Origin of the sequence: Streptomyces sp. NBC_00986 (assembly GCF_045162565.1) — a bacterium.
GTDB lineage: Bacteria > Actinomycetota > Actinomycetes > Streptomycetales > Streptomycetaceae > Streptomyces.
This window is the reverse complement of the sequence record NZ_CP108733.1, coordinates 4,360,387-4,374,173: the sequence shown is the minus strand read 5'-3', so window position 1 is coordinate 4,374,173 and position 13,787 is coordinate 4,360,387. Positions and strand designations below refer to the sequence as shown.

General features: G+C 69.8%; 15 protein-coding genes and 1 pseudogene. 8 read left to right on the top strand and 8 right to left on the bottom strand.

The annotated features are described in order from the left end of the window. Positions 1–3: 3 nt before the first annotated feature. On the bottom strand, positions 4–414 hold the full coding sequence (locus OG504_RS18800; RefSeq protein WP_019058262.1) for a helix-turn-helix transcriptional regulator: 411 nt from the start codon (positions 412–414) through the stop codon (positions 4–6). 147 nt (positions 415–561) lie between these two features. After that, positions 562–957 (bottom strand): superoxide dismutase, Ni, encoded by a 396-nt coding sequence (sodN, locus tag OG504_RS18795; RefSeq protein ID WP_019058247.1) that lies wholly within the window; start codon positions 955–957, stop codon positions 562–564. A 145-nt stretch (positions 958–1,102) separates the two neighbouring features. On the opposite strand from sodN, the gene sodX reads away from it, so the two are divergent. Next, a complete protein-coding gene (sodX, locus tag OG504_RS18790; protein WP_405990861.1) occupies positions 1,103–1,537 on the top strand; it encodes a nickel-type superoxide dismutase maturation protease in 435 nt (144 codons plus the stop codon). On the opposite strand, the gene OG504_RS18785 is transcribed toward sodX, so the two are convergent. Beyond that, complete coding sequence (locus tag OG504_RS18785) at positions 1,441–2,070, bottom strand: CGNR zinc finger domain-containing protein (protein ID WP_405990860.1); 630 nt, start codon at positions 2,068–2,070, stop codon at positions 1,441–1,443. The two genes, sodX and OG504_RS18785, sit on opposite strands and share 97 nt — an antisense overlap. Before the next feature lie 100 nt (positions 2,071–2,170). Between OG504_RS18785 and OG504_RS18780 the strand changes: the two genes are divergently transcribed. From OG504_RS18780 to OG504_RS18770, 3 genes are all read left to right on the top strand, one after another. Further along, the gene (locus OG504_RS18780; RefSeq protein WP_405990859.1) at positions 2,171–2,929 is read left to right on the top strand and encodes a class I SAM-dependent methyltransferase; all 759 of its coding nucleotides are present in this window, start codon (positions 2,171–2,173) and stop codon (positions 2,927–2,929) included. Between the two features lie 129 nt (positions 2,930–3,058). Then, a complete protein-coding gene (locus OG504_RS18775; RefSeq protein WP_405990858.1) occupies positions 3,059–3,553 on the top strand; it encodes a SigE family RNA polymerase sigma factor in 495 nt (164 codons plus the stop codon). Then, complete coding sequence (locus OG504_RS18770) at positions 3,550–4,341, top strand: hypothetical protein (protein WP_405990857.1); 792 nt, start codon at positions 3,550–3,552, stop codon at positions 4,339–4,341. Before OG504_RS18775 ends, OG504_RS18770 begins: the two co-directional genes overlap by 4 nt. A 56-nt stretch (positions 4,342–4,397) precedes the next feature. Here the strand turns inward: OG504_RS18770 and OG504_RS18765 are convergent, their stop codons facing one another. From OG504_RS18765 to OG504_RS18755, 3 genes are read right to left on the bottom strand one after another with little or no spacing between them, the layout of a single operon-like run. Continuing rightward, the gene (locus OG504_RS18765; RefSeq protein ID WP_328686347.1) at positions 4,398–5,150 is read right to left on the bottom strand and encodes an amino acid ABC transporter ATP-binding protein; all 753 of its coding nucleotides are present in this window, start codon (positions 5,148–5,150) and stop codon (positions 4,398–4,400) included. Positions 5,151–5,203: 53 nt separating this feature from the next. Beyond that, positions 5,204–6,142, bottom strand: coding sequence for an amino acid ABC transporter permease (locus OG504_RS18760; RefSeq protein WP_405990856.1), 939 nt, complete (start codon positions 6,140–6,142; stop codon positions 5,204–5,206). 34 nt (positions 6,143–6,176) lie between these two features. Further along, positions 6,177–7,127, bottom strand: a complete 951-nt coding sequence (locus OG504_RS18755) for an ABC transporter substrate-binding protein (protein WP_405990855.1) — start codon at positions 7,125–7,127, stop codon at positions 6,177–6,179. Positions 7,128–7,627: 500 nt separating this feature from the next. Here OG504_RS18755 and OG504_RS18750 point away from each other — a divergent pair, with 500 nt between their 5' ends. The 4 genes from OG504_RS18750 to OG504_RS18735 all read left to right on the top strand — a co-directional run bounded on the left by OG504_RS18750 (position 7,628) and on the right by OG504_RS18735 (position 11,192). Next, positions 7,628–8,851, top strand: coding sequence for an NADP-dependent malic enzyme (locus OG504_RS18750; protein ID WP_405990854.1), 1,224 nt, complete (start codon positions 7,628–7,630; stop codon positions 8,849–8,851). 470 nt (positions 8,852–9,321) lie between these two features. Then, complete coding sequence (locus OG504_RS18745; RefSeq protein WP_405990853.1) at positions 9,322–10,287, top strand: zinc-binding dehydrogenase; 966 nt, start codon at positions 9,322–9,324, stop codon at positions 10,285–10,287. Between the two features lie 123 nt (positions 10,288–10,410). Beyond that, positions 10,411–10,620 carry a helix-turn-helix domain-containing protein gene (locus OG504_RS18740; protein ID WP_266772466.1) on the top strand — a complete coding sequence of 70 codons (210 nt, stop codon included), beginning with the start codon at positions 10,411–10,413 and terminating at the stop codon, positions 10,618–10,620. Next, positions 10,620–11,192, top strand: a complete 573-nt coding sequence (locus OG504_RS18735) for a Clp protease N-terminal domain-containing protein (RefSeq protein WP_405990852.1) — start codon at positions 10,620–10,622, stop codon at positions 11,190–11,192. The genes OG504_RS18740 and OG504_RS18735 overlap by 1 nt, the downstream gene beginning before the upstream one ends. 129 nt (positions 11,193–11,321) lie before the next feature. On the opposite strand, the gene OG504_RS18730 is transcribed toward OG504_RS18735, so the two are convergent. Beyond that, positions 11,322–12,443 carry a helix-turn-helix transcriptional regulator gene (locus tag OG504_RS18730; RefSeq protein WP_405990851.1) on the bottom strand — a complete coding sequence of 374 codons (1,122 nt, stop codon included), beginning with the start codon at positions 12,441–12,443 and terminating at the stop codon, positions 11,322–11,324. Between the two features lie 397 nt (positions 12,444–12,840). Beyond that, positions 12,841–13,671, bottom strand: a pseudogene (locus OG504_RS18725) (DUF4097 family beta strand repeat-containing protein); the annotation flags it as partial. Positions 13,672–13,787: the final 116 nt, after the last annotated feature.

The window sequence follows — 13,787 nt, the reverse complement described above, 5'->3', positions numbered from 1 at the left end:
AGGCTAGGGGCGGAGCGGCGGTCCCGCCCGGTTCGGCCGGGTAAAGGTGCGGGCCACACAGGACGGGATCACGGCGCCGGCCTCGTGGGAGCGGGCGCGGTACGCGCTAGGGGTCTCGCCGACCAGCTCGGTGAAGCGGGAGCTGAAGGAACCGAGGGACGTGCACCCGACGGCCATGCACACCTCGGTCACGCTGAGGTCGCCGCGCCGGAGGAGGGCCTTCGCCCGCTCTATCCGCCGGGTCATGAGATAGCTGTACGGCGTCTCCCCGTACGCGGCGCGGAAGCTGCGCTGGAAGTGGCCCGGGGACATCAGCGCGGTCCGCGCGATCGAGGCCATGTCGAGCGGTTCGGCGTACTCGCGGTTCATGCGGTCACGGGCCTGGCGCAGCCGTACGAGGTCGTCGCGGTTCACGTCGTCCAGGATGGCACGGGGGCTGCTGCTGCCGGGCCGGGTACGGGGAAGGGGCCCCGCCGGTGAACCGGTGGAGCCCCTTCCTCAAACCCACTGACCTGCGATGGTGCACCGATCGCCGGTCGGTCGGGACAGGCCGACTGGGTGTCAGGCCTTCTTCGTCTCCCAGAAAATCTTGTCGATCTGGGCGATGTAGTCGAGCGCCTTCTGGCCCGTCGCCGGGTCGGTGGACGCCTTGGCGGCCGAGAGGGCCTTCAGGGTGTCGTTGACCAGCTGGTGCAGCTCCGGGTACTTCTCGAAGTGCGGGGGCTTGAAGTAGTCGCTCCAGAGCACCGAGACGTGGTGCTTCGCGAGCTCGGCGCGCTGCTCCTTGATGACGATGGCGCGCGCCTGGAAGTGCGGGTCGTCGTTGGCGGCCATCTTGTCCTGCACGGCCTTCACCGACTCCGCCTCGATGCGGGCCTGGGCCGGGTCGTACACACCGCAGGGCAGGTCGCAGTGCGCGCTGACCTTCACCTTGGGGGCAAACAGGCGGGAAAGCATGGAGCGTTCCTTCCTCGTGATCGTCTTCTCAGGTGGGACATTACTCCCTGGAGAAGCTGATTTCGCGAGTGCCCCCATGGGCTTAGGACAAAAGTCCAGGGTCGGACTCAGACTGGTGGAGGATAGGACCGGGGAGGTGCCGGGGATGCCGGAGCTGTCGCAGGAGACCGAGCGCGGGAGGGCCGCACTGCCCTTCGGGACGGCCGAGGTGACCGGGCCGTCCATGGTGCCGACACTGCTGCACGGGGATCTGCTCGTGGTGCAGTACGGGGCGCGGATCAGGCCCGGTGACATCGTCGTGCTGCGCCATCCGTTCCAGCAGGACCTGCTGGTCGTCAAGCGGGCGGCGGAGCGGCGGGACGGGGGGTGGTGGGTGCTCGGGGACAACGCGTTCGCCGGTGGGGACAGTACGGACTACGGCACCGTGCCCGAGGATCTGGTGCTGGGCAAGGTGCGTTTCCGGTACCGGCCGCCGAAGGCCGGTCAGCGTTCGCCGGTCGCGCTCGTCCGCTGGGCGCTCTCGGCGGCCAGGCCCGTGCTCCCCGACCGGTCGGCCTCCAGGCGCTTCCGGGCCCGGTAGGCGGCCACGTTGGCGCGGGTCGCGCAGCGGTCCGAGCAGTAGCGCCGGGAGCGGTTCGTCGAGGTGTCCAGGTAGGCGTTGCGGCACGGCGCCGCCTCGCACAGGCCCAGGCGGTCGACGCCGTACTCGGTGAGGTGGAAGGCCAGGCCCATCGCCGCGATCGCCGCGTAGCCGGCCGTCGCGTTCGACGGGTGGTCCGCGAGGTGCATGTGCCACAGCGGGCGGCCGTCGTCGTCCCGGAAGTTGTGGCCCGAGATCTGCGGGCTGACCGGGAACTCCAGCAGGAGCGAGTTCAGCAGGTTCACGGAGAGGGTCTCGTCGCCGCCGTCCGCCGCCTCGAAGACCGCCCGCAGCCGGGCCCGGACCGAGCGGAAGCGGGTGACGTCGGCGTCGGCGGCGCGGCGGGCCGCCTCCTGGTTGGTGCCGAACAGGTCCCGCACGGCCTCGACCGAGGTGAGGGCGTCCTTGCCCCGCGCCGGTTCCTCGGTGTTGACGAGGCGTACGGCGTAGTCCGAGTAATAGGCCAGTTCCACTTGTAGTCCTTACGGAGGCGCTCTATGGTCGTGGATGCGGTCGGGTAACAGCTGATCGTGCTTCCAGGGTATTACGACAGTGAGTGGACAGGGGGTCCTCATGACGACCGGTGTCGGAACCGACTGGCAGGCCTGGCAGGAGAGCTGGGACCGGCAGCAGGAGTGGTACATGCCCGACCGGGAGGACCGCTTCCGGATCATGCTCGACATGGTCGAGGCCCTCACCGGCCCCGCACCCCGCGTGCTCGACCTCGCCTGCGGCACCGGCAGCATCACCGCCCGGCTGCTCGCCCGCTTCCCGGACGCCACCAGCACCGGTGTCGACCTCGACCCGGCCCTCCTCGCCATCGCCGAGGGCACCTTCGCGGACGACGAGCGGGTCACCTTCGTGACGGCCGACCTCAAGGACCCGGAGTGGACGACGAGGCTGCCGTACGACTCGTACGACGCCGTGCTGACCGCCACGGCCCTCCACTGGCTGCACAGCGAACCCCTCGCGGCCCTCTACGGTCAGGTCGCGGGACTCGTCCGCGACGGCGGTGTCTTCATGAACGCGGACCACATGATCGACGAGTCGACGCCCAGGATCAACGCGGCGGAGCGCGCGCACCGGCACGCACAGATGGATCAGGCCAAGCGGAACGGCGCCCTCGACTGGGCCGAGTGGTGGCAGCTCGCCGCCCAGGACCCCGTCCTCGCCGGGCCGACGGCCCGCCGCTACGAGATCTACGGCGAGCACGCGGACGGTGACATGCCCTCGGCGGCGTGGCACGCGCGCGTGCTGCGCGAGCAGGGGTTCGGGGAGGCGCGTGCGGTGTGGTGCTCGCCCTCCGACACCGTGCTGCTCGCGCTGAAGTAGGACCGCGGGAGATCAGACAGAGGCGGTACGGGAAATCCGTACCGCCTCTGCTGCGTCCTGACCGGTGCTCCGCCGCACTGATAGGAGTGAGGCGGCCCCTCGCGAAGTGCGGGCCGGGGAGGGGGAGTGGTGGGGAGAGGCGCGGAGACGGCGTTGCACGCCTTTGTCGAAGGCAGACGCACGGCGCTGTTCCGCAGCGCGTATCTGCTGTGCGGGAACCGGGACGAGGCGGAGGACCTCGTCCAGACGGCGCTGGTGAAGGTGGTGCTCGGCGCGCGCCGGCACGGGCGGCTGGACAACCTCGAGGCGTATGCGCGCAAGACGCTGGTCAACACCTTCATCGCGGGGCGGCGACGGTTCTGGCGGCGCGAGCAGGCGTACGGCGAACTCCCGGACGCGCCGGGGGAGTTGGCGGACAACGACACGGGGCTGGTGGTGCGGGCGGCGCTCGCGACGCTCACGCCCAAGCAGCGGGCCGTGCTGGTGCTGCGCTACTGGGAGGACCTCAGCGTGGCCGCCACCGCGGAGCTGCTGGACATGCGGGAGAGCACGGTCAAGAGCCACGCGGCGAGGGGGCTCGCGGCGATGAAGGCCGCGGTGCGGGAGGAAGGGGAACACGTATGAGGACCGACGAGGTCGAGCCGCCCGAGGTGAGGGAGTGGCTGGGGCAGGCGCTGGAGGGGGTGCCGGTTCCGCAGGGGGGCGGCACGGAGGCGGTGTTCGCACGGGCCGCGCGGGTGCGGGCGCGCCGCAGGGCAGTGCTGGCGGGCGTCGTCACCGCCGTGGCCGCGGGGAGCGTGGTGGTCGGGCCCGGGCTGCTGCCGGGAGGCGGAAGGGGCACGAAGGACGGGAAGCCCCAGGTGACGCAGGCCCCCGGCGCGCGCACCGCGAAAGCGGCCGCCTTCGCGAAGCTGCTGCCCGCGGGCGTCGGGGAGATCCGCGAAGTGAGCATGGACTACGTGCTCTGGCGGGAGACGCACTTCCCGATGTCCGGCCCGGTCGGCTCGTACTACGGCAGCTACGCGGTCAGCAGGGACGGCGGGGTCGGCTTCGTCAGGGTCCTCAACTTCACCAGCCCGAAGGCGGTCGCCGGCTGGAGCCACCCCTGTGACATGCCGACCAAGGAGGACGTCGGGACGTGCAGCTTCGAGAGGCTGCCGAACGGGAACGTCCTGGAGTTCCGCAAGAACTGGACCCACCTCGCTGTCATGCAGGACAAACGCCAGAAGTGGGGCGAGTACCTCATGGTCACGCTCTATCTGAAGAAGGGCGGCACCCTCCAGGTCGACGACACCGCCGGCTTCACGGGCCGGAACTCCCTGGGCCCGCTGCTCACGACCCCGCCGCTGACCAAGAGCCAGCTGCGTGAACTGGCCCTGAATCCGCAGCTGTTGATGAAGAGCCAGCGGTAGGGAACGCCGAAGGGCCGGTACGAGGATCTCGTACCGCCCCTTCAACTCGCCTACTGCTACAGCACCTTGGACAAGAAGCCCTGGGTGCGCTCGTGCTGAGGGTTCGTCAGGACGTCGCGCGGGTGGCCGGATTCGACCACCACGCCGCCGTCCATGAAGACGAGGCTGTCGCCGACCTCGCGGGCGAAGCCCATCTCGTGGGTGACGACGATCATCGTCATCCCGGACTCGGCGAGGTCGCGCATGACGTCGAGGACGTCACCGACCAGCTCCGGGTCGAGGGCCGAGGTCGGCTCGTCGAAGAGCATCAGCTTCGGGTCCATCGCCAACGCCCGCGCGATGGCCACCCGTTGCTGCTGGCCGCCGGAGAGCTGCGAGGGGTAGTTCTGCGCCTTGTCGGACAGCCCCACCCGCTCCAGGAGCTGCATCGCGCGCTCCCTGGCCTGGCCCTTGTTGACGCCCCTGACCTGCACCGGCGCCTCGATGATGTTCTCCACGGCCGTCATGTGCGGGAACAGGTTGAAGCGCTGGAACACCATGCCGATGTCCCGGCGCTTCACCGCGACCTCGCGATCGCGCAACTCGTAGAGCTTGTCGCCCTGTTGGCGGTAGCCGACCAGCTCGCCGTCGACGTACAGCCGGCCCGCGTTGACCTTCTCCAGGTGGTTGATGCACCGCAGGAAGGTCGACTTGCCGGAGCCGGAGGGGCCGATGAGGCAGAACACCTCGCCGGACTTCACCTCCAGGTCGATGCCCTTGAGGACCTCGACCGGGCCGAACGACTTGTGCACGCCCTCGGACTTGACCATCGGGACCGACGGGTCGGTCGTAGCGGCGCCGTCGGTCTTGCTGAGTTCGGGACTCATGCCGCGCCTCCCTTCGGACGGCCGATGGACAGCATGTTCGCCTTGATCTTCTGGTACGGCGTCGCCGGCAGCGCGCGGCTGGAACCGCGGGCGTAGTAGCGCTCGACGTAGTACTGCCCGACGCTCAGGACCGACGTCATGATCAGGTACCAGGCGGCGGCGAGGAAGTACATCTCCACCGGGGCGCCGGAGTTCTGGCCGATGTCCTGGGCGTAGCGGAAGAGTTCCGGATACTGGACGGCCGCCACGAGCGAGGTCGTCTTCAGCATGTTGATCACTTCGTTGCCCGTGGGCGGCACGATCACGCGCATCGCCTGCGGGATCACGATCCGGCGCAGCGTCTTGGCGTGGCTCATGCCCAGCGCGTGCGAGGCCTCGGTCTGGCCCTCGTCGACGGCGAGCAGACCGGCGCGGCAGATCTCCGCCATGTACGCGGCCTCGTTGAGGCCGAGGCCGAGCAGCGCCGTCAGCAGCGGCGTCATGAAGTCCGACCAGTAGTTCTTGTAGATCGGACCGAGGTTGATGTACTCGAAGACCAGGCCCAGGTTGAACCAGAGGAACAGCTGGACCAGGACCGGGGTGCCGCGGAAGAACCAGATGTAGAACCAGGCGATCGACGAGGTCACCGGGTTCTTCGACAGCCGCATCACCGCGAGGCCGATGCCGCCGACGATGCCGATGACCATCGACAGGACCGTCAGGAGGAGGGTCTTGTAGACACCGGTCATGATCCGGTGGTCGAAGAAGTAGTCCGGTACGGCATGCCAGTTGATCTTGCCCTGGCCGAACGCGTAGATGATCGAGACCAGGATGCCGATCGCGATCACGGCGGAGACGTAGCGGCCGTAGTGCCGGACCGGAATGGCCTTGATGGGTTTCGGGGCGGCCGGGGGTGTGTCCAGCGGCCCCGGCGCCCCGTCGATGTCAGTAGTCACGGATGTTGCCTCTCAGCGACGGCGGGTTCCGCGGTCACTTGCCGCCGTTGATCACGGACGACTTGACGGCACCGTCCTCGGCGCCCCACTTCGTCAGGATCTTCTGGTACTCACCGCTCTTGATCACTGCGTCCATCGCGGCCTGCAGCGCGTCCCGCAGCTGCGTGTCGCTCTTGGCGACCGCGATACCGTACGGCGCCGCCTCGACCTGGTCGCCGACGAGCTGGAAGTCCTTGCCGCCGCCGGAGGTCTTCACGGCGTAGGCCGCGACCGGGAAGTCGGAGGAGGCCGCGTCCGCGCCGCCCGAGCGCAGCCGGGTCTGGGCCTGCTGGTCGTCGTCGAAGGGCTCGATGGTGATCTTCTTGCCGCCCGTACACTTCTTCGTCTCGGTCTTGGCGAGGTCCTCGGAGACCGTGCCGCGCTCGACCGCGAGCTTCTTGCCGCACAGGTCGGACCACGAGGCGATGTTCTCGGTGTCGCCCTTGCGCGTGTAGATCGAGACACCGGCGGTCAGGTAGTCGACGAAGTCGACGCCCTCGCCGACCTTCTTGCCCGTGTCGGGGTCGACGCCGTCCTGGCGGTTCTTGTTGTCCGTCATCGCCGACATGGCGATGTCGTAACGGTTGGACCGCAGACCCGTGAGCAGTGCGTCGAAGGTGCCGTTCTGGAACTCGAACTTCACCCCGAGCTGCTTGCCCATCGCGGCGCCGAGGTCCGGGTCGAGACCGACGACCTTGCCGGCGTTGTCCTTGAACTCGACCGGCGCGTACGCGATGTCCGAGCCGACCGTGATGACGCCCTTGTCGCGGATCGCGGAGGGCAGCTTGCTCGCCAGCGGGGCCGAACTGGCGGACGAACTGGAGTCGTCCTTCTTGGTCTGGTCACCACAGCCGGTGAGCAGCAGGGTGCCGGCGACCGCGATCGCACCGACCGCGGTGAGCCGGGTGTGCGCGGCGGTCGTACGACGGGTGAATCGTGCGGTCATGGTGGGTTCCTCCGGCGGATGGATGGCGGTGCCGACGGGTCGGCGAGAACACACACCTTCGGGTGTCGCGACCTCGTGTGATTAGGGCATCTTGCCATTCGGACTGAACCATTCAGGGGAGCAGCCATGTCAAAATCGGATAACGGGTGAACCCCGAATCGCATCAGGTCGGTACATCAGGACGGCCCCACCCCGGACCATCTACGGGAATCACTCCTTCCGGCCGGAAGACCTTCGGCATGTCTCACGATGTGATCGATCATTGTTCCGCCCTAGGCGGACGAGATGTGACCTTGCGCCTATTGGACTCGTCCTCGGCGGTGTCCGTCCGGTAAGAAGGGTCTCTACACCCCTCATCCGGGGCTCAGGGCGCGTGTGCGGCGCGCCCGTCGCGCAGGTGCTCGTACGCATCAATTCTCTGGGCCCTGCGCGGTGCCCGCCCACCCCTCACCAGGGAGTGGCCACCCTCAAATCAATGAAGACTTAAGGGGTAAGACAAAGTGGCAGCGGAGATCGTCAATCCTCGCAGCGACAGCAGTACGGATCAGGACGGCGGGGCCGAGCCCCTCGATTCCTTCGATCCGGCGTTCGCGCTGCACCGCGGCGGCAAGATGGCCGTGCAGGCCACCGTGCCGATCCGCGACAAGGACGACCTGTCCCTCGCGTACACACCCGGCGTCGCGCGTGTGTGCACCGCGATCGCGGAGCAGCCGGAACTCGTCCACGACTACACATGGAAGTCGTCCGTGGTCGCCGTCGTGACGGACGGTACGGCGGTGCTCGGACTCGGCGACATCGGTCCCGAGGCCTCCCTCCCCGTCATGGAGGGCAAGGCGATCCTGTTCAAGCAGTTCGGCGGCGTGGACGCGGTGCCGATCGCGCTGGACTGCACCGGCGTCGACGAGATCATCGAGACCGTCGTGCGGCTCGCGCCCTCCTTCGGGGGCGTCAACCTGGAGGACATCTCGGCGCCGCGCTGCTTCGAGATCGAGCGCCGGCTCCAGGAGCGGCTGGACATCCCGGTCTTCCACGACGACCAGCACGGTACGGCGATCGTGACACTGGCGGCACTGCGGAACGCCGCGCGGCTGACCGGGCGGGAGCTGGGCGACCTGCGGGCCGTCATCTCCGGTGCGGGTGCGGCCGGCGTGGCCATCGCCAAGTTCCTGCTCGAGGCCGGGCTGGGCGATGTCGCCGTCGCGGACCGCAAGGGTGTCGTCTCGCGTGACCGGGACGACCTCACGCCCGTCAAGCGTGAACTCGCCGAGATCACCAACAAGGCGGGTATCTCCGGGTCGTTGGAGGCGGCACTGGAAGGTGCCGACGTCTTCATCGGCGTTTCCGGGGGTACGGTGCCGGAGCCTGCCGTGGCTTCCATGGCGGAGGGTGCGTTCGTCTTCGCCATGGCCAACCCGGATCCCGAGGTGCACCCGGATGTGGCGCACAAGTACGCGGCGGTCGTCGCCACCGGGCGGTCGGACTTCCCGAACCAGATCAACAACGTGCTGGCGTTTCCGGGGATCTTCGCGGGGGCGCTGCAGGTGCGGGCGTCCCGGATCACGGAGGGGATGAAGATCGCGGCGGCGGAGGCGTTGGCGGGTGTTGTCGGGGACGACCTCGCCGCGGACTATGTCATCCCGTCACCCTTCGACGAGCGGGTCGCGCCTGCGGTCACCGCGGCTGTGGCTGCGGCGGCGCGGGCGGAGGGGGTTGCCCGTCGGTAGCGGCGTGAAGGGTCCCGTCCGTTTGGGCGGGGCCCCTTTTCCCACCCGCCCGCCCGTGCGGGTGACTTGGGGGGTGGGCGTTTGCCGTGGGTGGTCCGGGTGCGGTGGCGGCTGCGGGTCGTGGGGGCTTGTGCTTTCCCACCCGCCCGCCCGTTCGGGGGATTGAAGGGGCGACGTTGCCCGTGGGTGGTCCGGTCGTTCGGCGGCTGACGGCTGACGGCTGACGGCTGACGGCTGACGGCTGACGGCTGACGGCTGACGGGTGGCGGGTGCGCTTTGCGGACGGCGGTCGCCCCTCAGCCCGTCCGGCGTTTGAGGACGAGGCCGTTCAGGCCGATAGCGGCGGGGGGTCTGGGGGCGCAGCCCCCAGGAGACGGCCAAGCAGACACCCCGCACCCCTCGTGCAAGAGGGCATGTGTCACAACCCGAGGTAGTTCCCTGGTCAACCGGCGGAGCCTATCGTCGGGGGCATGTTCGCCGTCTACGCCGCCCGAATCGACCGCGACCAGCCGCTCTCCGGCCTTGAGTCGGGGGAGCGCCCCGCCCCCGAGGCCCGGCCGGGCTGGAGTGTCGTCGACGTCAGGGCCGCCTCCCTCAACCACCATGACCTCTGGTCCCTGCGCGGCGTCGGCCTCGCGGAGGACAAGCTGCCGATGATCCTCGGCTGCGACGCCGCCGGTGTCGACGAGGACGGCAACGAGGTCGTCCTGCACTCCGTCATCGGCCAGACCGGTCACGGCGTCGGTCCCAAGGAACCCCGTTCCATCCTCACCGAGCACTACCAGGGCACCTTCGCCGAGCGGGTCGCCGTACCGACGTGGAACGTGCTGCCGAAGCCGAAGGAACTCTCCTTCGCCGAAGCCGCCTGTCTGCCTACCGCCTGGCTGACGGCTTACCGCATGCTCTTCACCAACTCCGGTGTACGGCCCGGTGATTCGGTGCTCGTGCAGGGTGCCGGCGGGGGCGTCGCCACTGCCGCCATCGTCCTTGCCAAGGCGGCGGGACTGCGCGTCTTCGCGACCAGCCGGGACGAGGCCAAGCGGAAGCGGGCGCTGGAGCTCGGCGCCCTGGAGGCGGTGGAACCGGGGGCGCGGCTGCCGCAGCGCGTCGACGCCGTCATCGAGACCGTCGGCGCCGCCACCTGGTCCCACTCGGTCAAGTCCCTGAAGCCCGGTGGCACGATCGTCATCTCCGGTGCCACCAGCGGCGACCGGCCCTCGCACGCCGAACTGACCCGCATCTTCTTCCTCGAACTCAAGGTCGTCGGCTCGACCATGGGCACCAAGGACGAGCTGGAGGACCTGCTCGCCTTCTGCGCCGCCACCGGTGTACGGCCGGTCATCGACGAGGTGCTGCCGATGGACCGCGCCCGCGAAGGCTTCGAACGCCTCGACTCCGGCGGCCAGTTCGGCAAGATCGTGCTCACCAACAGCTAGCCCTTTCCCCCGCGTTGCTAGGCCTGACGGCCGGTCCGGTTCTCCGGGCCGGCCGGCGGCGTTTGCCGGTACCGGTCGTCAACTTTGGTTGACATGCGAAGCGTGTCAACGTAGGTTGACATCATGACCGAAGCAACGGATCTCGCCGAGCGTGCGGGTGACCGTGATCCACGGGTCGGCCTGCGTGCCGTCTCCGCGCTGCGCAGGCTGGTGGAGCAGTTGGAGGCGGTGCAGGTGCGCAGTGCGCGCAACCAGGGCTGGTCGTGGCAGGAGATCGCCGCGGAACTCGGTGTCAGCAGGCAGGCCGTGCACAAGAAGTACGGGAGGCAGTGATGTTCGAACGGTTCACGAAGGACGCCCGCGCCGTGGTGCAGGGCGCGGTGGGGCATCGCGAGCGGTCGGGGCCCGGTTCCGTCGACCCCGAGCATCTGCTGCTGGCCCTCCTCGACCGCCGGGGCAGCCGCGCCTCCTTCGTCCTGACCGCCCTCGGTCTCGCTCCCGAGGAACGCAAGGAGTCCGTACGACAGGCTCTGGGCGACGCGCGTCGGCGTGCGGGGCTCTCGCAGGCCGAGGCCGACGCGCTCGCCGGGCTCGGCATCGACGTCTCGGAGATCGTCGCCCGGGTCGAGGAGGTGCACGGCGTCGGGGCGATGTCCGGCGAGCGGAGGTTCAAGGAGTCGTGGTCGGGCCGCCGCACCTTCAGCCGCGGTGCCAAGAACGTCCTGGAGAAGTCCCTGCGCATCGCCGTCGCCCACCGCGACCGGCACATCGGCGACGAGCACCTCCTCCTCGCCCTGACCATCCTCCCCGGGGTGCCCGGTGAGGTGCTCGCCGACCACGGGGTGACTCACGAGGCGGCGACGCGCGTGCTGTACGGCGGGGGAGAGGCGAGGGCGGCGGGCTGAGGAGCCCGGGGGATGGGGGGCTGGGGGGCCCAGAGCTTGGGGCTTGGGGTATCTGCGCGGCGGGGTGGTGCGCCTGGGGTTGATTCCTGGGCGCACCACCTGCGGTTCGCGGCGTCTCGCGGCGTCGGGTCAGGCCTTGCGGCCGCCGCGCAGCACCGCCCCGATGTGTGCCGCCGCCGCGGACAAGTGGCGGCGGGTGTCGCGGAGTTGGTCCTCGGTGACGCCATGGTCGCGGGCCGCGTCACGGATGTCGTCCCGGAAGCGGTCGAGGAGCCGGTCCAGATCGCGGGCCGGTTCACCGGTGGAGTCCTCGTGGGCCCAGGTCGGTTCGTACTCGGCGGGGAAGTCCTCCGGGGTCTGGCTGTACTCGGGTGCCGACGGAGTGGCCGCTGCCGAGGCCGACTTGCCCGCACCAGCACCAGCACCAGCACCCGCACCCGCGCCTGTCCCCGCACCCGTGCCCGGTCGTCCGAACCCGAAGTCCTTGCCGAACTCCTTCCCGAAGTCGCCGAACTCCTTGGCCAGTTCGGTCAGGCTCTCCCGTACCCCCGTGGGCCAGTCGCCGCGCGCGAAGTGGTCCTGCGCGTGCTCCTGGACCTGGCGGCCGATGCGCTGCATCTCCTCCTGGGCCTGCGCCCACGCCCGCGCCTGCGCCTCCTTGGCCTGGCGCCGGGCCTGCTGGGCCTCCTCGCGGGCCCGTCGGCTCTCGTCCTTGGCGCGGCGGGCCTGTTCCTTCCACTCCTGCTTGGCGCGGCGCATCTCCTCCTTGGCGGCGCGCCACGACTCCTTGTCGGCGAAGTCCGTGAAGTCGCCAACAGGGCCTTCGTGTTCGTTCCGTCGGCCCCGTCCGGCACCGGCTCCCTGCCGGGCCTCGGTGGCCGCCGCGCGCATCTCGCGGCGCAGGTCGCCCGCCGCGCCCCGGACGTCGGCCCGGATCTCGGCGGCGAGTTCGGCGACCGACTCGCGGATCTCCAGCTCCAGGTCGGCCAACTCGCCGCTGCGGTCGGCCAGTTCGGCGCGGCCGGCGTCCGTGATGGCGTACACCTTGCGGCCGCCCTCGGTGGTGTGGGTGACCAGGCCCTCGGCCTCCAGCTTGGACAGCCGCGGGTAGACCGTGCCCGCCGACGGTGCGTACAGCCCCTGGAAGCGCTCCTCCAGGAGGCGGATGACCTCGTAGCCGTGTCGGGGGGCCTCGTCCAGCAGCTTCAGCAGGTAGAGGCGGAGGCGGCCGTGGGCGAAGACGGGAGGCATGTCAGAGCACCTTCTTGTCGGTCGTGCCGTCGGCCACGTCGGTGCCGGAAGCACCGCCCGGGCCGGAAACGGAATTGTCCCCCGAGTCGCTCTGAACCCCGTCCACAGGGGCACCGGAAGCGTCGTCCGAAGCGTCCGGGGCGCTGGTCTCCCCGGGTCCCGCCTCCCCGGCGGTGTCGTCCGCAGCGCCCGGCGCAGGCGCGTCCGCAGAGGTGTCCGACGCGTCCAGCTCCTTCTCCTCGGGCCCGGCGTCCTCAGCCGTGCCGCCCGGGGCACTGTCCTCGGGGCCCGTCGCCGCATCGGGCGCCGCCGTAGCGTCGGGCACCTTCCTCATGTCGGGCCGAGGTGTCTTGTCGGCCCGAGTCGCCGAGACGGTCGCCTCCGTGTCCCCGTCCCACGGCCCGTCGTCCTCGCCCTCGTACTCCGTCGCCGGGCGGCGGAGCAGCGCGATCGAACCGGAGACGGTTGTAGCGCGCAGCTTCCCCGTGCCCGCGCCCAGCCGTCCGGTGATCTTGTGGGCGCCCCACTGGCCGTGCACCCGCAGTCCGTCGAAGGCGTTGGAGATCGAACCGCTCGCCGTGTTGGCCTCGACGTCCGCGTCCGCCGGGTGCGGCAACCGGATGGCGATCTCGCCCGAGACGTTGGTCAGTCGGACGTCGGTCGGGCCGTCCGGGTCGAGGTCCACGATCATCGAGCCGCTCACGGACTCGGCGCGCACGGACGGGCCCGAGCCCTCGACGACGGTGAGATCGCCGGAGACCGAGTTGAAGCGCAGGTCACCGGTGACGGCCTGGGCCTCCAGGTTCCCGGAGACCGTCTCGGCGCGGACGGACCCGGAGAGGCTGACGAGGGTCGTGTCGCCGGTGACCCCCCGCACCACCGAGGGCCCGCTGATCCCGGAGACGACGGCCGCCGCACCGACCACCCCGACCTCGACGCGCGTGCTCGCGGGCACGGCCAGGGAGACCACCGCGCTGCGGCGCCAGCCCTTCCGGTCGAGCCACTTGAGGAAGCCCTTCCAGGGGAGGTCCTCGTACGCCACCGTCAGCGTGCCGTTCTGCTGGGTCACCACCAGAGGCGGCCCGTCGATCTCGGAGATCTCCATGCGGGCGGAACCCTCGTCCGTCCCCACGACATTCACCGTTCCGTTCACGATGCGCACGTGGAGATCGCTCACGGGCTCGTCGAACGTGAGCTTCTTGGGCTCTGCGACGGACCACTCGGACATGATGCAGACCTCCTCGGCCTAACCGGACGGAACACGACGCGCCATATCGCGTCTTCCGAGAAACACGATATATCGCGGATGGGGAAAGTCAAGACACTCGTTCCGGTGATCGGCGG

Coding starts and splice junctions, on each gene's coding strand:
- OG504_RS18740 (WP_266772466.1), top strand. CDS start 10,411: ATGACCGAAGCAACGGATCTCGCCGAGCGTGCGGGTGACCGTGATCCA.
- OG504_RS18730 (WP_405990851.1), bottom strand. CDS start 12,443: ATGCCTCCCGTCTTCGCCCACGGCCGCCTCCGCCTCTACCTGCTGAAG.
- OG504_RS18755 (WP_405990855.1), bottom strand. CDS start 7,127: ATGACCGCACGATTCACCCGTCGTACGACCGCCGCGCACACCCGGCTC.
- OG504_RS18765 (WP_328686347.1), bottom strand. CDS start 5,150: ATGGTCAAGTCCGAGGGCGTGCACAAGTCGTTCGGCCCGGTCGAGGTC.
- sodN (WP_019058247.1), bottom strand. CDS start 957: ATGCTTTCCCGCCTGTTTGCCCCCAAGGTGAAGGTCAGCGCGCACTGC.
- OG504_RS18735 (WP_405990852.1), top strand. CDS start 10,620: ATGTTCGAACGGTTCACGAAGGACGCCCGCGCCGTGGTGCAGGGCGCG.
- sodX (WP_405990861.1), top strand. CDS start 1,103: ATGCCGGAGCTGTCGCAGGAGACCGAGCGCGGGAGGGCCGCACTGCCC.
- OG504_RS18780 (WP_405990859.1), top strand. CDS start 2,171: ATGACGACCGGTGTCGGAACCGACTGGCAGGCCTGGCAGGAGAGCTGG.
- OG504_RS18770 (WP_405990857.1), top strand. CDS start 3,550: ATGAGGACCGACGAGGTCGAGCCGCCCGAGGTGAGGGAGTGGCTGGGG.
- OG504_RS18745 (WP_405990853.1), top strand. CDS start 9,322: ATGTTCGCCGTCTACGCCGCCCGAATCGACCGCGACCAGCCGCTCTCC.